Source organism: Rhabdaerophilum sp. (assembly GCF_046092605.1).
Taxonomy (GTDB): Bacteria; Pseudomonadota; Alphaproteobacteria; order Rhizobiales; family Beijerinckiaceae; genus Rhabdaerophilum.
Map to the genome: position 1 here is coordinate 17,660 of NZ_JBJTDY010000052.1, position 18,749 is coordinate 36,408.

General features: G+C 65.3%; 16 protein-coding genes. 8 read left to right on the forward strand and 8 right to left on the reverse strand.

The genetic code is table 11. The annotated features are described in order from the left end of the window. Positions 1–1,410, reverse strand: coding sequence for a 3-isopropylmalate dehydratase large subunit (gene leuC / locus ACKODO_RS04615; protein WP_408982278.1), 1,410 nt, complete (start codon positions 1,408–1,410; stop codon positions 1–3). 271 nt (positions 1,411–1,681) lie between these two features. On the opposite strand from leuC, the gene ACKODO_RS04620 reads away from it, so the two are divergent. Together ACKODO_RS04620 and speB are read left to right on the forward strand one after the other, a co-directional pair. Further along, the gene (locus ACKODO_RS04620; RefSeq protein WP_408982279.1) at positions 1,682–3,631 is read left to right on the forward strand and encodes a potassium transporter Kup; all 1,950 of its coding nucleotides are present in this window, start codon (positions 1,682–1,684) and stop codon (positions 3,629–3,631) included. Between the two features lie 78 nt (positions 3,632–3,709). Beyond that, on the forward strand, positions 3,710–4,753 hold the full coding sequence (speB, locus tag ACKODO_RS04625; protein ID WP_408982280.1) for an agmatinase: 1,044 nt from the start codon (positions 3,710–3,712) through the stop codon (positions 4,751–4,753). Here the strand turns inward: speB and ACKODO_RS04630 are convergent, their stop codons facing one another. Further along, positions 4,754–5,710: a LysR family transcriptional regulator gene (locus ACKODO_RS04630; RefSeq protein ID WP_408982281.1), complete on the reverse strand. Its 957-nt coding sequence runs from the start codon at positions 5,708–5,710 to the stop codon at positions 4,754–4,756. 195 nt (positions 5,711–5,905) lie between these two features. Here ACKODO_RS04630 and ACKODO_RS04635 point away from each other — a divergent pair, with 195 nt between their 5' ends. The 5 genes from ACKODO_RS04635 (at position 5,906) to ACKODO_RS04655 (ending at position 11,540) form a co-directional block, all read left to right on the forward strand. Next, complete coding sequence (locus tag ACKODO_RS04635; protein ID WP_408982282.1) at positions 5,906–7,498, forward strand: ABC transporter substrate-binding protein; 1,593 nt, start codon at positions 5,906–5,908, stop codon at positions 7,496–7,498. 127 nt (positions 7,499–7,625) lie between these two features. Then, complete coding sequence (locus ACKODO_RS04640; RefSeq protein WP_408982283.1) at positions 7,626–8,603, forward strand: ABC transporter permease; 978 nt, start codon at positions 7,626–7,628, stop codon at positions 8,601–8,603. After that, positions 8,600–9,535 (forward strand): ABC transporter permease, encoded by a 936-nt coding sequence (locus ACKODO_RS04645; protein ID WP_408982284.1) that lies wholly within the window; start codon positions 8,600–8,602, stop codon positions 9,533–9,535. The genes ACKODO_RS04640 and ACKODO_RS04645 overlap by 4 nt, the downstream gene beginning before the upstream one ends. Continuing rightward, positions 9,532–10,515 carry an ABC transporter ATP-binding protein gene (locus ACKODO_RS04650; protein WP_408982285.1) on the forward strand — a complete coding sequence of 328 codons (984 nt, stop codon included), beginning with the start codon at positions 9,532–9,534 and terminating at the stop codon, positions 10,513–10,515. The genes ACKODO_RS04645 and ACKODO_RS04650 overlap by 4 nt, the downstream gene beginning before the upstream one ends. Positions 10,516–10,526: 11 nt before the next feature. Further along, on the forward strand, positions 10,527–11,540 hold the full coding sequence (locus ACKODO_RS04655) for an ABC transporter ATP-binding protein (protein WP_408982286.1): 1,014 nt from the start codon (positions 10,527–10,529) through the stop codon (positions 11,538–11,540). A 3-nt stretch (positions 11,541–11,543) separates the two neighbouring features. Here ACKODO_RS04655 and ACKODO_RS04660 read toward each other — a convergent pair whose 3' ends face one another. Genes ACKODO_RS04660 through ACKODO_RS04670 form a run of 3 tightly spaced genes read right to left on the reverse strand, consistent with a single transcriptional unit; the run spans position 11,544 to position 15,660 of the window. Continuing rightward, entirely contained in the window at positions 11,544–12,743 is a 1,200-nt protein-coding gene (locus ACKODO_RS04660; RefSeq protein WP_408982287.1) for a DUF459 domain-containing protein, read from the reverse strand. Between the two features lie 51 nt (positions 12,744–12,794). Beyond that, positions 12,795–14,033 carry a lytic murein transglycosylase gene (locus ACKODO_RS04665; protein ID WP_408982288.1) on the reverse strand — a complete coding sequence of 413 codons (1,239 nt, stop codon included), beginning with the start codon at positions 14,031–14,033 and terminating at the stop codon, positions 12,795–12,797. Between the two features lie 43 nt (positions 14,034–14,076). Then, the gene (locus ACKODO_RS04670; RefSeq protein ID WP_408982289.1) at positions 14,077–15,660 is read right to left on the reverse strand and encodes an outer membrane beta-barrel protein; all 1,584 of its coding nucleotides are present in this window, start codon (positions 15,658–15,660) and stop codon (positions 14,077–14,079) included. A 223-nt stretch (positions 15,661–15,883) separates the two neighbouring features. On the opposite strand from ACKODO_RS04670, the gene ACKODO_RS04675 reads away from it, so the two are divergent. Then, positions 15,884–16,861, forward strand: a complete 978-nt coding sequence (locus tag ACKODO_RS04675) for an SIS domain-containing protein (RefSeq protein WP_408982290.1) — start codon at positions 15,884–15,886, stop codon at positions 16,859–16,861. A 3-nt stretch (positions 16,862–16,864) separates the two neighbouring features. Here the strand turns inward: ACKODO_RS04675 and ACKODO_RS04680 are convergent, their stop codons facing one another. From ACKODO_RS04680 to ACKODO_RS04690, 3 genes are all read right to left on the reverse strand, one after another. Then, complete coding sequence (locus ACKODO_RS04680; RefSeq protein WP_408982291.1) at positions 16,865–17,308, reverse strand: NfeD family protein; 444 nt, start codon at positions 17,306–17,308, stop codon at positions 16,865–16,867. A 57-nt stretch (positions 17,309–17,365) separates the two neighbouring features. Further along, complete coding sequence (locus ACKODO_RS04685; RefSeq protein WP_408982292.1) at positions 17,366–18,340, reverse strand: SPFH domain-containing protein; 975 nt, start codon at positions 18,338–18,340, stop codon at positions 17,366–17,368. Between the two features lie 199 nt (positions 18,341–18,539). Beyond that, on the reverse strand, positions 18,540–18,749 hold a 210-nt coding region (locus ACKODO_RS04690), incomplete at its 5' end, for a ferrochelatase (protein WP_408982293.1).

Here is an 18,749-nt window from a genome sequence, read left to right on the forward strand (position 1 = left end):
TCACATCGCCCGAATATCGACGAACCGACCGGCAATTGCCGCCGCTGCGGCCATGGCCGGCGAGACGAGATGCGTGCGGCCCTTGAAGCCCTGGCGGCCCTCGAAGTTGCGGTTCGAGGTGGAAGCGCAGCGCTGTCCCGGCTTCAGCTGGTCGGGGTTCATGCCGAGGCACATGGAGCAGCCCGGCTCGCGCCACTGGAAGCCGGCGGCGGTGAAGATCCTGTCGAGGCCTTCCGCTTCCGCCTGCTCCTTCACGAGGCCCGAACCCGGAACGATCATCGCATAGGCGAGGCGGCTCGAGATGGTCCTGCCCTCGACGACCTTCGCCACGGCGCGCAGATCCTCGATGCGGCCATTGGTGCAGGAGCCGATCCAGACCACGTCGAGTTCGATGTCGGTCATCTTCGTGCCGGGCGTGAGGCCCATATAGGAAAGCGCGCGCTCCTTCGACTGGCGCTTCACCTCGTCGGCAATAGCCGCCGGATCGGGCACGGCGCCCGCGATCGAGACGACATCCTCGGGCGAGGTGCCCCAGGAGACGATGGGCGGCAGGTTGTTCGCATCGAGCGTGACGACGCGATCGAAATGCGCGCCCTCATCGGTCTTAAGCGTTTCCCAGAATTTCAGGGCCTGATCCCAATGCGCACCCTTCGGCGCCTTGGGGCGATCCTTGAGATAGGCGAAGGTCTTCTCGTCCGGCGCGATGAGGCCGGCGCGCGCCCCGCCTTCGATCGTCATGTTGCAGACGGTCATCCGGCCTTCCATCGTGAGGTCACGGATGGCGGAGCCCGCGAACTCGATCACCGAGCCGGTGCCGCCGGCGGTGCCGATCTCGCCGATGATCGCCAGCACGATATCCTTGGCGGTGACGCCCTTGCCGAGGCTGCCCTTCACCTCGACGAGCATGTTCCTGGCTTTCTTCTGGATCAGCGTCTGGGTGGCCAGAACGTGCTCGACCTCGGAGGTTCCGATGCCATGAGCCAGCGCGCCGAACGCGCCATGGGTGGAGGTGTGGCTGTCACCGCAGACGATCGTGGTGCCCGGCAGGGTGAAGCCCTGTTCCGGGCCGATGACATGCACGATGCCCTGGCGCTTGTCGCGCTCGGAATAATACTCGATGCCGAAATCCTTGGCGTTTTGCGCGAGAGTCTCGACCTGGATGCGGCTTTCCTCTTCCTCGATGCCCTTGGTGCGATCGGAGGTCGGAACGTTGTGGTCCACCACCGCGAGGGTCTTCTGCGGGGCACGCACCGGGCGGCCGGTCAACCGCAGGCCCTCGAAGGCCTGGGGCGAGGTGACCTCATGCACAAGATGCCGGTCGATATAGAGGAGGCAGGTGCCGTCCGGCTGGCGATCCACCACGTGGTCGTCGAAAATCTTGTCGTAAAGGGTCTTCGGCGCGGCGCTCATGGCAGCATTTCGTCCTGGTTTTGGGGGAGAGCAAGCAAGCGGGCGCGGCCGCTGCTTCTTCTCCGGTCGGGCAAGATCGTGCCTGCAATACCCAAAACAGGCGTGGTATACCAGTCTTTTTGTGCAGGAACGGGCAAGAAAGTTTTCCAATGACCTGCCCCCTGTTGCACCGCAGAAAAGGGGTGTATAAGCCGCGCCGCTTCCGGGCCGGGTCGATCCGTGACAGGATCGCAACCCTTATCGGGGGCTGAACAGCAGGCGGAGCCATTTCATGGGCGTGGCGGGCGTTGCGGGCGAGGGGGGGACCCCCGGTCATCCCGAGGGTCACGGGGCGCAGGGCGGCGAGGGCGGTGGCATGAAGCGCAATCTCGCGCTGGCCGTCGGCTCGGTAGGCGTCGTCTATGGCGATATCGGCACCAGCCCGCTCTATGCGCTCAAGGAGTCACTGCACCATGCCGGCGAGGATGGACTGACTCGTGCCGAGGTGATCGGCGTTGTCTCGCTGCTCATCTGGGCAGTCGTGGTCGTGGTGACGCTGAAATATGTCGTCTTCATCATGCGCGCGGATAACAAGGGCGAGGGGGGCACCCTCTCGCTGATGGCGCTGGCGCAGAAGGCTATCGGCCGGCGCTCGCTGCCGGTCTTCCTGTTCGGCGTGATGGGCGCGGCCCTGTTCTATGGCGATTCGATCATCACCCCGGCGATTTCCGTTCTGTCGGCGGCGGAGGGCCTGAAGCTCGTCAACCCGGCCTTCCAGAACCAGTGGAACGTGATCATCCTGGCGCTCGGCATCCTCATGGCCCTGTTCTGGGTGCAGAAGCGCGGCACGGCCAGCGTGGCGAAATTCTTCGGCCCCATCATGGTGGTCTGGTTCACGGTGCTCGCCATCCTCGGCCTTCTGCATATCGAGGATGATCTCGGCATTCTCGCGGCCTTCAACCCTTTTTATGCGGCGCTTTTCCTGGCCGATCAAGGCGTCATCGGCCTCATCGTGCTGGGCTCGGTCTTCCTCGCGGTGACCGGGGCCGAGGCGCTCTACGCCGATATGGGCCATTTCGGGCGCTTCCCCATCCGCGCGGCCTGGCTCCTTTTCGTCTTCCCGGCGCTCACGCTGAACTCTCTCGGGCAGGGCGCTTTTGTCCTGAAGAACCTCGATGATCCGAAGATGGTCTCCGATCCGTTCTTCCTGCTCGCGCCGGAATGGGCCCTGCTGCCGCTGGTGATGCTCACGGGCCTCGCGACCGTGATCGCGAGCCAGGCGGTGATCACCGGGGCCTTCTCGCTCACCCAGCAGGCGGTGCAGCTTGGCCTCCTGCCGCGCATCGAGATCAAGCACACCTCCGAAACGCAGCTTGGCCAGATCTACATCGCGCCGGTGAACCGCTTCCTCGCGGTGGGCGTGGTTCTGCTGGTGCTGACCTTCAAGACCTCCTCATCGCTCGCCTCGGCCTATGGCATCGCGGTGACCGGCGCGATGCTCGCGGATACCGCCCTTTTCTTCATCGTGGCTCGCAAGGTCTGGAACTGGAAGAACTGGCAGGTGATGGGCCTCGGCATCCCCTTCCTGTTGGTCGATCTCGTCTTCTTTGGCGCGAACTGCCTGAAGATCCCGGAAGGCGCCTACATGCCGCTGCTTTTCGGTATGGTGCTCATCACCATGATGTGGACCTGGGTGCGCGGCACGAAGATCGTCTTCGAGAAGACGAAGCGCGATTCCGTGCCGCTGACCGATCTCATCAAGATGCTCGAGAAATCGAAGCCGGTGCGCGTGGCAGGCACGGCCGTGTTCCTCACCAGCGACCCCGACGTGGCGCCTGGCGCGCTGCTGCATAACCTCAAGCACAACAAGGTACTTCACAAGCGCAACATCGTGCTCACGATCAAGACTGCCGATTCCCCGCGCGTGCCGGATGCCGAGAAGCTCGAGATCAACGAACTCAGCGAGGATGTGAAAGCCATCATCGTGCGCGTGGGCTACATGGAGACGCCGCGCGTGCCGCATTTCCTGGCGCTGGCGCGACGACGCGGGCTCGATTTCGACATCATGCAGACGTCGTTCTTCCTCTCGCGGCGCTCCATCAAGGCTGCGGCCTCCTCCGGCATGCCGCTCTGGCAGGACAACCTGTTCATCTTCCTCTCGCGCATGGCCGCGAACGCCACAGACTTCTTCCACATCCCCACCGGGCGCGTGGTGGAGATGGGCGCGCAGGTGACGGTGTGACGGCGTGTTCCGCATTGCCAGCGCCTTATGCCGTCGATAGCTTTCCGAATTGGGGTTGATGATCAAGGAATTCACAGCATGACGAACAACGATCTGGAGCGCTGGCGCGCGAAGTTCGGCGCGGCATCCGCCGGTGATGTGCAGGACCCCAATTTCCGCAAGGTCGTGGATCTGCTCTTCGAGGACACGGATCGCCGTTCCAAGCCCTATGGGGGCATCTCGACCTTTCTGGATGCGCCGATGCGGCTGGATGCGCCAGAGAAGGGGGATTTCGCAGGCATCGATATTCCGCTGATCGGCGTGCCGATGGATCTCGGCGTCACGCATCGGCCCGGTTCGCGGCTCGGGCCGAGAGCTGTCCGGCAGGTGGAGCGGATCGGGCCGTATCACCACGTCCACAAGATCGTGCCGCTCGCCGAATGCGGGGTTTTTGATATCGGCGACGTGCCGTTCCGCTCGCGCTTCAGCCTCGAGCAGAGCCACGAGGATATCGAGGCTTTCTACCACCCGCTCGTGAAGGCGGGCTGCCGCCCCGTCTCGGTCGGGGGTGACCATTCGATGACCCTGCCGATCCTCAAGGCGATCGGCGCGAAACGGCCTGTCGGCATGCTGCATATCGATGCGCATTGCGACACCAGCGGCCCCTATGAGGGCACGCGTTTCCACCATGGCGGCCCCTTCCGCGAGGCGGTATTGACCGGCGTGCTCGATCCGAAGCGGGTGATCCAGATCGGCATACGCGGCAATGCGGAATATCTCTGGGAATTCTCCTACGAAACCGGCATGACCGTGATCCATGCCGAGGAGTTTCACCGGATCGGGGTGGAAGAGACCATCCGCCGTGCCCTGGCGGTGCTGGGCGATGGGCCGACTTACGTATCGCTGGATATCGACAGCCTCGACCCCGCTTTCGCGCCGGGCACGGGCACGCCGGAGATCGGCGGGCTCTCCTCGCGTGAGGCGATGGCTTTGCTGCGCGGGGTGGCGGGGCTCGATATCGTCGGCGGCGATGTGGTGGAGGTCGCCCCGCAATACGATGCGACGACGAACACCGCGCAAGCCGGCGCGCAGATGCTCTTCGAAATCGTGAGCCTCGTGACCCTCGCCCTCAAGCGGGGCTGATCAGATGTTGCGCAGGGCGGTGGTGTAGCCGTCCTCGTCCTGATTCTGCCGCACGAAGTCGATGAACCGTCGTGCCACGGGCGTCGGGGGCGTCATGGCCGGCAGCAGGAAGGATGTCTCGTAGGGGATGGCCGGGCGGAAGGGGCGGAAACCGACATCGGGGTCGCCGCGGAACGAGATCGGGAAGGGGTTCGCGATCGAAAGGCCTGCTCCCGCGCGCACGAAGTCATAGGCGGCGGCGGAGGTCGAGACTTCGATCAGGATGCGCGGGGTGACATTCGCCCCGAGGAAAAGGCGATCAAGCGTGATGCGGGAGGGAAACCGCCGCACCAGCGCGATCAGCGGCACATCGTGGAAATCCTCTGGTTCGAGCACCTCGCGATCGTAGAGCGGCGAGGATTTCGGCAGCATCACATGCGCTTCCCCCAGCCGGAACGGGATGAAGCGCACGCCGGCATGGTTCGCGCCGGCATCGATGATCCCGAGATCGGTATCCCCGTCCGCGACCTTCGTGGTGACATCGAGGCCCGAGCCGATCTCGAGATGCACGCGCGTCATCGGCTCTTCCATCGAGAAACGCGCGAGCATGCTGTTGAGGAAGTGATGCGCGAGGGTGGGCGGGCAGGCAATCCGGAGATTCGCCTCCTGGTCGACCGGCCGCCAGCGCGCGCGTTCCAGGCGCTCCAGCGTCTGGAAGATCGGCTCGGCCTCCTTGTGGAGCGCCAGCGCCTCCGCCGTTGCGAGCAGACGCCCGCTTTCGCGCCGGAAGAGCACGAGGCCCGTGCGCTCCTCGAGCTGCGCGATGGCGCGCGAAACCGCCGGCTGCGAGATGTTCAGCTTCGCGGCGGCGGCGGTGGTCTTTCCGAGGCTGATCAGCGCCCGCAGGATTTCCAGTTCGCGTAGCGAAGGGCGACGCGATTCTTCCGGTTCGAAATCGAGGTTTTTCGGTTCTGGCATAGCGAGAATGCAGGTTGGTTATATAAATTTCAGTTACAATAACAGATCGGAATAGTAGTGTCACCTCACGACCATTTGTCGGAAGAGGATCGCGAAAATCAGCGTTCAGGGCGCTGGCTTTTTCCGCAAGCCTTGTCAGACTGGAAACAATTCCAGCGACGCCGGGGAACGGTCTGGAGAGACAGGGAGAATACCATGACGATCACACGACGCAGCCTCGCCCTCGTCGGCGCGCTGCTGGCCGGCATCGCGACCATGCCGCCCGGCGCCGCGACGGCCCAGGAACTGAAGATCGGCCTCGCCGCGGAGCCGAGTTCGGCGGACCCGCATTTCCACAATCTCACGCCCAACAACCAGGTCGCCCGACACATCTTCGAGACGTTGATCTCGCAGGACGAATTCCAGCGGCTTGGTGTCGGGCTCGCGCAGAGCTGGAAGATCATCGATGATCTCACCTGGGAGTTCGCGCTGCGCCCGGGCGTGAAGTTCCATGACGGTTCGCCGTTCACCGCCGATGACGTGATCTTCTCGTTTAACCGCGTGCCGAATGTGCCGAAATCGCCGGCGCCGAAGACCTCCTTCGTTCGCGGCAAGACGCTCGAGAAGGTCAATGACCTCACCTTGCGCATCAAGACCGCGACGCCCTATCCGCTGATGCTGAACGACCTCGCCAATATCGAGATCATGTCGGCGAAGGCGGCGGCCAATGCCACGACCGAAGATCTCAATGCCGGCAAGGGCACTGTGGGCACCGGCCCCTACCAGTTCGTCGAGTTCGTGCCGGGCGATCGCTTCGCACTGAAGCGCAATGACAGCCATTGGGCCGGCAAGCCGATCTGGGAACGCGTGACCTTCCGCTTCATCAAGTCCGACCCGACGCGCGTCGCCGCCCTGCTCTCGGGTGATGTCGACATGATCGAGAACGTGCCCTCGGCGGACGTGGCCCGCCTTAGAACGGATAACCGCGTCGCGGTGACCAGCGCGCTGTCGAACCGCCTGATCTATCTGCACATGGACCGCCTGCGGGACGATTCGCCCTTCGCGAAGGCGAAGGATGGCAGCGCGATCAGGAACCCGTTCAACGACCTCAAGGTGCGCCAGGCCCTCTCGATGGCGCTGAACCGGCAGGCGATCGTCGATCGCATCATGGAAGGCGAGGCGGTTGTCGCGAGCCAGCTGCTGCCGGACATCTACGAGGGCACATCGCGGAACCTGAAGCCGGTGCCCTATAATGTGGATGGCGCGCGCAAGCTGCTGGCCGAGGCCGGCCTGCCCAATGGTTTCAGCCTCACCATCCATGGCCCGAACGGGCGCTACCCGAACGACACCAAGGTGATCGAAGCCGTGGCGCAGATGTTCACGCGCGTGGGCATCGAAACCAGGGTGGAAACGCTGCCGCCTGCGGTGTTCTTCTCCCGCGCCTCGACCGGTGGGCCGAACCGCACGCCGGAATTCTCGATGATCCTCGCGGGCTGGAGTGCTGGCACGGGCGAGGTTTCGGGCAGCCTCGGCCCGCTGCTGGGCACCTTCGATGCGCAGGCGGGGATCGGCTCGGCCAATCGCGGCCGCTATTCGAACCCGAAGGTCGACGAGCTTCTCCGGAAGGCCCTGTCGACCGTGAATGACAGCGAACGTGCCAAGCTCCTCGCGGAGGGCACGGAAGTCGCGATCAACGATGTCGGCCTCATCCCGATCTACTACAACAAGAACACCTGGGCTGCGCGCAAGGGCCTGAAGGTTCTGGGCCGGACCGACGAGTACACCCTCGCGATGTCGGTCACGCGCTGATCGTGCCGGATCTGTCCGGCGGCCCTTCCGCCGGACAGGCTTCCATACGGGTTCCGCCCCTTCGGGCGAAGGCATGCGGCTGCTCCACCCTCGTGGCGGACCGGCTTTTCATGCGAGGGGGTTCCTCATGCTGGCTTTCATCATCCGACGTGCGGCGCAGGCCCTGTTCGTCGTGCTGGCCATGGTGGTCATCGTCTTTTTCGGCACCTATGTCGTGGGTGACCCGGTCTGGATGATGGTGCCCGGCGACGCGACACAGGAGCAGATCGAGCAGGTTCGTCGCGAATTCGGCTTCGACAAGCCGGTCTATCTCCAGTTCCTGCTGTTCGTCGGCGATGTGATGCAGGGCGAATTCGGCCGCTCCTACGTGCATGGCGGCTCGGCGATCGGCCTCATCCTCGACCGCATGCCCGCGACACTGGAACTTGCGCTGGTGGCACTCATCTTCGCGATCGTCATCGGTCTTCCGCTCGGCATCTTCGCCGGGCTGAAGCCGGATCATCCGGCAGCGCGCACCATCATGGCGGGCTCGATCCTCGGATTCTCGCTGCCCACCTTCTGGGTGGGGCTGATGCTCATCATGTTCTTCTCGGTGATGCTCGGCTGGCTGCCCGCCACGGGCCGCGGGCCGACCACCACCGTGCTGGGCATCGAGACCTCGCTGCTCACGCTCAAGGGCTGGCAGCATATTGCTTTGCCTGCCCTGAACCTCGCGCTGCTCAAGATTTCGCTGGTCATCCGGCTCGCCCGCTCGGGCACGCGGGAGGCCAGCCTGCAGGATTACGTCAAGTTTGCCCGCGCCAAGGGGCTTTCGCCCCGCCGCATCGTGGGCGTGCATATCCTGAAGAACATCATGATCCCGATCGTTACCGTGCTCGGGCTCGAATTTGGCAGCCTTGTCGCCTTCTCGGTCGTGACCGAGACGATCTTCGCCTGGCCGGGCATGGGCAAGCTCCTGCTCGAATCGATCCAGCGGCTCGATCGTCCGCTGATCGTCTCCTACGTGATGGTGGTGGTGCTGCTCTTCGTGACGATCAACCTGATCGTGGACATCCTCTATTCCGCGCTTGATCCGCGCGTGCGCCTCGCGGGGAAAAACGAATGAGCGACGCCACTCGCCCGAACCCCGCACAGGCGCCGAAAGGTGCCGAAGCCCCCAAGAAGGCGAAGGGCGAATTCGCGCGTTTCGTCGCGCGTTTCCTCGAGGATCGCGTGGCGCTCTTCGGCCTCGCGCTCATCAGCATCATCGTGCTGCTGGCGTTGTTCGCGCCTCTCATCGCGCCGCAGAACCCCTATGACCTCGCGCGGGTCGACATCATGGACAGCCGCCAGCCGCCCGGTGCGAAAGCGCTGGAAGGCTTCACCATGTGGCTGGGCTCGGATGGCGTGGGCCGCGACCTCTGGTCGGGCATCCTTTACGGCCTGCGCATCTCGCTGGTCGTGGGTCTCGCCTCCGGGATGATCGCGGCCTGCCTCGGCCTCTGCGTGGGGCTGATCGCCGCCTATTTCGGCGGGCGCATCGAGAACGTGATCATGCGGATCGTCGATCTGCAGCTCTCGCTGCCCTCGGTGCTCGTCGCGCTCATTCTCGTGGCCCTGCTCGGCAAGGGCGTGGACAAGATCATCCTTGCGCTGGTGGTGGTGCAATGGGCCTATTATGCCCGCACCGTGCGCGGCTCGGCGCTGGTGGAGCGGCGCAAGGAATATGTGGAGGCGGCGCGCTCGCTGGGCCTTTCCCACACACGCACCATGCTGCGCCACATCCTGCCGAACTGCCTCGCGCCGGTCATCGTGATCGCCACCGTGCAGACCGCGCATGCCATCAGCCTGGAGGCCACGCTCTCCTTCCTGGGCGTGGGCCTGCCGCAGACCGAGCCTTCGCTCGGCGTGCTGATCTCCAACGGCTTCCAGTACATGCTCTCGGGCAAGTACTGGATCAGCTTCTTCCCCGGCGTCGCGCTGCTTCTGACCATCGTCGGCATCAACCTGGTGGGTGATCGCCTGCGCGACGTGCTCAATCCGAGGCTCGAGAAATGACCCGGCCTGTTCTCGAAGTCGAAAACCTTGCCACGCATTTCTTCACCCGAGAGGGCGTGGTGAAGGCGGTCGATGGCGTGTCGTTCTCCGTGGCCGCCGGCGAGGTGCTGGGCGTCGTGGGCGAGAGCGGTTCGGGCAAGTCCGTCACCGGCTTCTCGATCATGGGGCTGATCGACCCGCCGGGAAAGATTGTCTCGGGCTCCATCCGCCTTGCCGGCGAGGAAATCACCGCGCGCGATGACGTCGCCATGCGCAAGGTGCGCGGCAAGGAGCTTGCGATGATCTTCCAGGACCCGATGATGACGCTGAACCCCGTCCTGCGCATCGACACCCAGATGATCGAGGCCGTTCTGGCGCATGACAATGTAAGCGAGGAGGCTGCGCGCACCCGCTGCATCGAGGCGCTGGCCATGGTGGGAATCCCGTCCCCGGCCGAGCGGCTTGTCGCCTATCCGCACCAGTTCTCGGGCGGCATGCGCCAGCGCGTGGCCATTGCGATCGCGCTGCTGCATCGCCCGAAGCTGATCATCGCGGATGAGCCGACCACGGCGCTTGATGTCACCATCCAGAGCCAGATCCTGGCCGAGGTGCAGAAGCTCTGCGCGCAGACCGGCACCGCGTTGCTCTGGATCACGCATGATCTTGCGGTCGTGGCCGGCCTCGCGGACCGGATCGCGGTGATGTATGCGGGCCGCGTGGTCGAGGAAGGCTCCGTGGAGCATGTGCTGGAAAAGCCGCGACACCCCTATACGAGCGGGCTGATCGGCTCCGTGCCGAGCGCCAACCCGATGGGCCGGCGCCTGAGGCAGATTCCCGGCTCGACTCCCTCCCCAGGGCGCTTGCCTGCGGGCTGCGCCTTCGAGCCGCGTTGCGGTTTCTCCACCGAATTGTGCCGGCAGGAGCGGCCGGGCATCGCACCGGATGCCTCAGGCGCGCGTGTCGCCTGCCATCATCCCCTGTCGATGCAGAGGGCCTCATGAGCAGCGCGGCCATGAAAACTGCCAATCTCGAACTCGTCCGCGTCCAGAAGGTCTCGAAGCGCTTCACCAGATCGCTGGATTTCGCCGCGAAGCTCGCCAACCGCTTCGGCGCGCAGAACCGCGAGATCACCGTTCATGCCGTCGATCAGGTGGATCTCGCGGTCCGCGATGGCGAGGTGGTGGCGCTGGTGGGCGAATCCGGCTGCGGGAAATCCACGCTCGGTCGTATCGTCGCCGGCATCCATGATCCCTCTGACGGCAAGGTGTTCTGGCGCGGGCAGGATGTCACCACGCAGGATGGCGCCCAGCGGCATGATTTCGTGCTCGGCGCGCAGATGATCTTCCAGGACCCGATGTCCTCGCTCAATCCGCGCATCCGTGCCGGCGAGATCGTGGGCGAGGCGCCGCGCGTGCACGGCATGACGAATGCCGCCGGGCAGAGAGATTACGTGGCGGAGCTGTTCCGGCGCGTGGGGCTCGACCCCGATTACATGCGCCGCTATCCGCACCAGTTCTCTGGCGGCCAGCGCGCCCGCATCGGTATCGCGCGGGCGCTGGCGGTCAATCCGAAGCTGCTGATCTGCGATGAATCCGTCGCGGCTCTGGATGTCTCCATCCAGGCGCAGGTGCTGAACCTGTTCATGGATTTGCGGCAGGATCTCGGCCTCGCCTATCTCTTCATCAGCCATGATCTTGGCGTGGTGCGGCACATCTCGGATCGAATTCTCATCATGTATCTGGGGCGCGTGATCGAGAGCGGGCCGACCAGGGCGATCTTCGAGGACCCGGTTCACCCCTATACGCGCGCGCTCCTCGACAACGTGCCGAGGCTGGAGGCGAAGAAGCGTTCCTTCGCCTCGATCAAGGGCGAGATTCCCTCGCCGATCAACCCGCCGCCGGGCTGTCATTTCCATCCGCGCTGCCCGCTCGCGGGCCCGCGCTGCAGCCGGGAAAAACCGAAGGAAACGCTGCTCTATGGTGGCCGCATGGTCGCCTGCCACCTTCAGGAAGGCACAGTGCAGTAAGCCTCAGCGCCAGCCGTGATCGTCGCTGCGGCCGGGCCGGGCGGCCGGAACGAGCCCGCGATCGAACAGGTTGCGGTTCGTTGTGTCGCCATAGACCGGGCTCGGCCGCTCGACGAGCGAGTTGGCCTGGCCTGCCGGCAAGACCGAACGCACCTCGCCGATGGCGGGTCGCCGCGGTGGGAGAATGATGCCACCCGGCGTCGCATTCCAGCCCTGACCCAAACCGGTGGGCAGGCGAACAGGAGCAGGGACGGCCGGTAGCGTCGTGGCAGCCGGCAGGGTGGCCATGGCCGGAGCGGGTCGCTCATTCGGCAGGCGGCTCAAGGCGCGATCCACGAAGAAGGCGAGCTTCCTCTGGCCCGCCGGCGAGAAATGGATGCCATCGGCTCCGCGCAGGCGCACATTGTCGCCAATCACATCGGGGCCGGTGGCGGAGAACGCGCCCGAGGCATCCGCGAAGGCATCGACCGTTTCCACGAAGGTCTGGCCGAAGATCGCCACGCGCTCGCGGATCAGCATGTTCAGGGCCATCAGATCTTCGGAGAGTTTCGGCGAGCGCATCAGCGGCAGCCCAACCCAGAAGACCGGCACTTTCGCATCCCTCGCCAGCGTGAGGATGGCATCGACGCGCTTGCGGTAATCCTCCCGCCAGGCTTCACTCAGCGGCTCGAGATTCCGGTCGCCCGCCCGGATGATCTGCCGGTCGTTCAGGCCGATCATGATCACCAGCGCCGAAAGGCCGGGCTGCTCGGCGAGCAGCGTCGCGATGGTCTTCGGCCAGGAGAAGTAATCCTCGCGCACGAGGCCTGAGGCACTGCTCGTGCGATGCATCAGGCGATAGGCACCGCGCAGGACCGGATCGCCCTCGAAACCGGAATTCAGCGCATCGGCCAGCGAGTCGCCGAGAATGGCAATCGAAGGCGCGTTGGGGTCGGCCAGGATCGGCACATCGAGCTTCAGCGCCGGCATGAGCAGGCCGAGGGATGCATCATCCGGGTAGCGCGGCGCGACATCGCTGCGTCGCCGGGCGCGATAGGCGGGGGCGTCCGGGCGCGAACGCACCTGCGGCAGGGTCGCCCGCCAGTTCATCACCGATTCCTCGGCGAGGGCTGGTCGCGGCGGGACGAGAGGCAGGGCCCACCCGGCCAGCGCGGCGGCCAGCAACAGCATCAGCCGAAGCAGCACGGGTGGAAGGCGCGGCATGAACAGACCTCCCGGAGGCGAGCGGGGTCTGCGCTCGCCATCGAGCGCCCGTTACTTCTGCCTCAGCTTCTGGAGCAGGGCAAGCGTGGGGTAGCCGTCGGCCGGCAAGCCATGGCGGGCCTGCTGGCGGCGGATGGCTTCGCGGCTGAGTTCCCCGATCCGGCCATCGACCTTGCCGAGCGGGTGCCCGAGCGCGATGAGCCGGCGCTGGAGTTCCTTCACCTCGGCGGGGGAGAGGCGCTTGTCGTTGCGCGGCCAGTCGGCCCGGAATCTGCCGCCTCCGGCGATCCGGTCACCCAGATGCGCGACGGCCAGCGCATAGGCGTCCGATGAGTTATACCGCTTGATGACGCGGTGATTCTCGGTGACGAGGAAAGCCGGCCCGCGAATGCCGGCGGGATACCACAGCGTTGCCTTGCCGTTCCGAGGCAGTGCCGAGCCATTGGCGCGCGTGAAGCCCGCCGCCGCCCAGCTCGAGAATTCCTGCATGCCCTCGACGGAGCCGAGGTTGAAGCCATCGGGCACATTCACCTCCATGCCCCAGGGCAACCCGGGCTGCCAGCCGAAGCTCGCGAGGTAATTCGCGGTGGAGGCCAACGCGTCGGGAATGTTCTCCCAAAGGTCGCGCGCACCGTCGCCGTCATGGTCGACCGCGTATTTCATGAAGCTCGAAGGCATGAACTGGGTCTGCCCCATCGCGCCGGCCCAGGAGCCGCGCATGGCGGCGCGATCCGCGAGGCCATCCTCCAGCATCTTCAACGCCACGAGCAATTCGTCACGGAAGAAGTCGTCGCGGTAGCGATGCAGCGCGAGCGTCGCGAGCGAGCGGAACACATCCTTCTCGCCGGTGAAGGAACCGAAATTCGTCTCCATGCCCCAGATGCCGAGCAGGATGCGGCGCTCCACGCCGTATTTGCGCTCGATGGCTGCAAGCTCGCCCGCGAAGCGCTCACCGGCCGAACGGCCGCGCGTGAGGCGGGATTCGGAAATCGCATTGTCCAGATAGGACCAGATGGGCTGGACGAACTCGCTCTGTTTCTTCGTCAGCGCGATGATGGCCGGATCGGGCGTGAAATTGCCGAGCGCGGCATGGAACGTCTCGCGGCGTATGCCACGCTGACGCGCCTCGCTCCAGAGGCTCGCGAGGAAGGCCCGCACATCGGGTGCCGCCGGTTGTGCGTCGGCGGCAGCCTGGTTCTTCGGGCGAGGATGCTGTTCCATGCCGATGGCCGGTTTCGCCAGCGCGAGGCTCGCGGCGATTGCAAGGCGGGTGAGGCCGATCCGGCGCATGGGATGAAGGCTCCTTCGTGTTCCATCAGGGGGTCGTGTTCCATCAGGGGGTCAGGCGCACGCCCAGCAGCAGAGTATGCGCCTGATAACTGGAGTTTGCGGCATTCACGCGGTAATTCTCGAAGGCATAGGAGCCGCGCACCGCGACCATGCGGTTGAGCTTGTATTCGAGCCGCAGGCCACCGATGAGCTGCAATTCGCGCCGGTTGACCTGCTGGTACTCCGTCTCGGCAAACTGGAAGGTGGTGGTCGCCGTGAAATGGCGCAGGAAGGCATGCGTCAGCGTCGCCGTGCCGCGATAGACGATGGCACCGGAGGAGCCCGCGATCGTCGTCTCCGTGATCTCGGTCTGGGCGCGCAGGGCGAGCGTGGTCAGCGGCGAGATCGACCAGGTCAGCGTGGCATCGGCGGTCGGTGAGGCGAGGCGCGAGAGGCGCGTGTCATCGTAGGTGCGATCCGTGTAGCCCACGGCTGCTTCGCCGATGAGCGTGCGTGCGAGTTCGAAGGTCGAGCCCATGCGCAGGGTTGCACCGGTCGAGGAGCGCGCGAAGCCTGAGGCATCGCGCGATTCATCATAGATGCGCTTGTCCGCGCCAAGCTCGACAAAGGGCGTGACGAAGGGCACGATCTCGTAGCCCATGCGCAGGCGCAGGCCGTAGCCCGTGAGGTTGCGCGAGCCCTGGCTGGTGGTGACGCCGCCTGATTCGAGATCCGAATAATCCGCGCGCTCCACATTGCCGCGAAGGCCGAGGCGGAGCCGGCCGAAGCGTCGCGTCCCGCCCAGGCTTGCCGTATTGGCGTAGTAGGGCGTGCGGCCGGTGGTTCCGGCGGGCAGGTTCACGTTGCTCGCGCTCTCGGTGTCGATGCGTGAGCGGATCTCGCCCTCAAGGGTCAGCTCCCGGCTCACATCGAGACGCAGGGTGCCGCGCGCATCGCCCTCGGGGCGGTTCACATCCCGCACGGCAGAGTAGCGCGTGAAGATGCCGCGCAATTCGAAATCGAGTTGATGCTGGCTCCAGTCCGAGTTCGCCCGCAATTCGGTCTCTAGGCGTTGGAAGCTCGAACCCTTCCTGCTGGTCGCGGAGCGCGCGGCATTGGTATCATAGCCACCGCTCATCTCCAGCCCGGGACGGAAGACCATGCCGCCCGAGCGGATGCCCAGCGGCGCGTAGGGGTCCTGCTCCAGCGGAAGGTGGCGCGGTCCGCTTGCATTCACGGGCGGCAGGCCGGGTGCCGGTTTGATCATGCTGCTCGCCAGCGGCGGAATGCCGGCAGTTGACGCATCGCGCAAGCGCATGCCCGTGAGCTCGCCGGGCCGCGCGCCGCTCGTCACGAGGCGGCGTGGCGCAGGATTGGCGGGCGGGGCCTTGGGATTGACGGCGCCGGGGCGCGAGGAATCGCTGGCCGCGCGGCTGTTCGCGGTGTTCGGGCGCTTCTGGAGCGATTGCCACGAGGTTTCGGGCACCGGTGCGATCACGGGTTCGTCCGGTGGCGGGGGAAATCCTGGCGTGTGCAGCCCGCGCAACTCGCCTTCGATGGCGCCGGGCGTGCCTGGCGCGCCATCCCTGAGGAATTGCGCGGCCGCCGGTGCGGCCGGAAGGCCAAGGACAAGGCCAAGGCCCGCCACGACCCCGGCTAGCCACGGCCGATGCGGGGCAGAGGTTGCCCTTGAGCTCTTCCAGCGGCTATCAGTGCAGCGCTTCGTCAAAGGGCTCGCCTCGGAAATCCCGTTCTTGGGCGAAAACGGCAGGGTTATACCCGTTGACGATCGGTAAAGAGTAATGGTTAACGCCCGGTTTCCAGCCGGGCAATTTTGTCCCGTTCCGGGCTTGCGCGATGGAGGGCAGGGCATGACGCAAAAGGGTGATGCGGCGATCCGGTCGGCCTTGCGCACGGTCGAAGTGGAGGCCCAGGGGCTCGCGCAATTGCGCGCGGCGCTCGGGAATGGCCTTGGCGCGCCCTTCCGCGAGGCTGTCGAGCGCATCCGCGCGACCGAAGGCCGGGTGATCGTCACCGGCATGGGCAAGAGCGGGCATGTGGGCCGCAAGATCGCGGCCACGCTCGCCTCGACCGGCACGCCCGCCTATTTCGTGCATCCGGCCGAGGCGAGCCATGGCGATCTCGGGATGATCCGCTCGGATGACGTGATTCTCGCGCTCTCCTGGTCGGGAGAGACGGCGGAACTCACCGATCTTGTGGAATATTCGCGCCGCTATCGTGTGGCGCTGGTAGCCATCACCTCGCGGCCCGACAGCGCATTGGCCACCCGCGCCGATGTGGCGCTGGTGCTCCCGCGCAGCGAGGAGGCCTGCCCGAACGGGCTCGCGCCCACGACCTCGACCACGATGCAACTTGTTCTGGGTGATGCACTCGCCGTGGCCCTGCTGGAAGCGCGCGGCTTCACGCCAGAGGATTTCCGCGCTTTCCATCCCGGTGGCAAGCTGGGGGCAAAACTCCGGCGCGTGACCGATATCATGCACAAGGGGGAGCGCCTGCCGGTGGTCAGCGAGGCCGCCCGGCTCGAGGATGTCATCGCCGAAATGGGAAGGAAGGGCTTCGGCTGCGCCCTCGTGATGGATGAGGCCGGGCTGCTCGCCGGCATCGTGACCGATGGCGACTTGCGCCGCAACTACCGCTCGGACCTGATGCAGAAGCCCGTTTCAGCCCTGATGACCCGCAACCCCCGGACTGTTCCGCCCGATCTCCTGCTCGGCGAGGCCGTGGAATTCCAGGAACGGCACAAGATCACGGTGCTGGTGGTGGCCGAGGGGCGCAATTGCCTCGGCCTCGTGCATTATCTCGATCGGCTGCGCGCGCGCGCGGCCTGAGCCTCAGGCCGCCTCGACAACCAAGGTCGCCCCATCCACCGAGAGAATGCGCACCCTGGCGCCGGCAGGAAGATCCGGCCCGTTCACGCGCCAGACCGAATCACCCACGCGGGCCTGTCCGCTGCCATTCTCGATGGCGGTCGCGAGCAGCACCACCTGCCCCTGCAAGGTGCGGGAGAGATCGTGCAGGTCCTGCGCGGCATCATTCACGGCCCGTCGGCCATAGACCATCCAGCCGGCCATGGCGGATGCCAGCGCCAGCGCGCCGAACAGCGCGAGTTCGACACCTGGCGTCAGCGAGGCCAGAGCAGCGATGAGCGCCATGACCAGGGCCGCAAGGCCGATCCAGAGCATGTAGGTGCCCGGCGCGATCACCACTTCGGCCGTAATGAGCGCGAGGCCGAGGCCCAGCCAGCCCCAGACCGGGGGAAGTCCCAGAAGTGACATCGGTGCCTCCCTTGGAGCGGTTCTCGCGCGAAGAAGGCGCGACAAAACAAGAAAGCGTCAGCCGCGCGAACCGCTATCGGGCACGGGGCGACGCGGTGCGTTGGTCTTCTCTTCGTCCGCGAGCGCGGATTTCGCGATTTCCGCGATGCCGCTGAGCGTGCCCACGAGCCCGCCCATCTCTGCCGGGATGATCATCACCTTCTGGTTGTTCGCGGTCGCGAACTTGCCCAGCGCGCCGATGTATTTCTCGGCCACGAGGTAGTTCACCGCACCCATGTCGCCCTTGGCGATGGCATCGGAGACCATGCGCGTGGCGTTTGCCTCGGCCTCGGCCTGCCGCTCGCGCGCCTCTGCATCGCGGAAGGCGGCTTCCTTGCGGCCCTCTGCGGCGAGGATCTGCGCCTGCTTCTCGCCCTCCGCCTTGAGGATTGCGGCCTGCCGCTGTCCCTCGGCTTCGAGAATGGCAGCGCGACGGTCGCGCTCGGCCTTCATCTGGCGGGCCATGGCGGCGGCGAGATCGGCCGGCGGTTCGATATTCTTCAGTTCGATGCGCGTGACCTTCACGCCCCAGGGCGAGGCAGCGGCATCGACCACATTCAGCAGCTTGCCGTTGATCTCGTCGCGGTTCGAGAGGAGCTGATCGAGGTCCATGGAGCCCATGACATTGCGGATATTCGTCATGGTGAGGTTCAGCAGCGCGTTCTGGAGCTGCGCGACCTGATAGGTCGCGCGGGATGCATCAAGCACCTGGTAGAAAACCACGCCATCGGTGCGGGCCGAGGCGTTGTCCTTGGTGATGACCTCCTGGGTCGGCACATCCAGCACCTGCTCCATCATCACGATCTTCGCGCCGATGGTTTCAATGTAAGGGATGACGAGCCCGAGGCCCGGCGTCAGCGTGCGGTTGTAGCGACCGAAGCGCTCCACGGTGTAATGTTGGCCCTGCGGCACCTGCCGGATGCCCGCCATGATGGTGATGATGGCGAAGACGACGAAAATCGCCGCGACCACCGATCCCGCTTCAAAATTCATGCTGAAACCCCGATTCCGGATGCCGAGGATCTCGCCAGCGCGGCAAAGGCCCGACTGACAAGGATGGATGGGCTTGGCCATCGCCGCGTTCTCACCTCGCGGGGCGTGCAGCAGGCCGCAGCCGATTTCATCGCCGGGTAAAGCGGTTTCCGGTCAGCGGTTGCCGGTTGATCGCAGGCAATGCTTGAAAAACCGAAACTCATATCCAGCCCATCAATTCGCGGCGCACGATCGTCTCGATCACATCCATGCCTCCGTCGCTGTCGTTCAGCGCGGGGATATAGCTGAAATGCTCGCCGCCATTATGCTCGAAGATCTCGCGGTTCTCACCGTCCAGTTCTTCCAGCGTCTCGAGGCAATCCGCCGAGAAGCCGGGCGCGATCATGGCGAGGCGCTTCACGCCGGATTT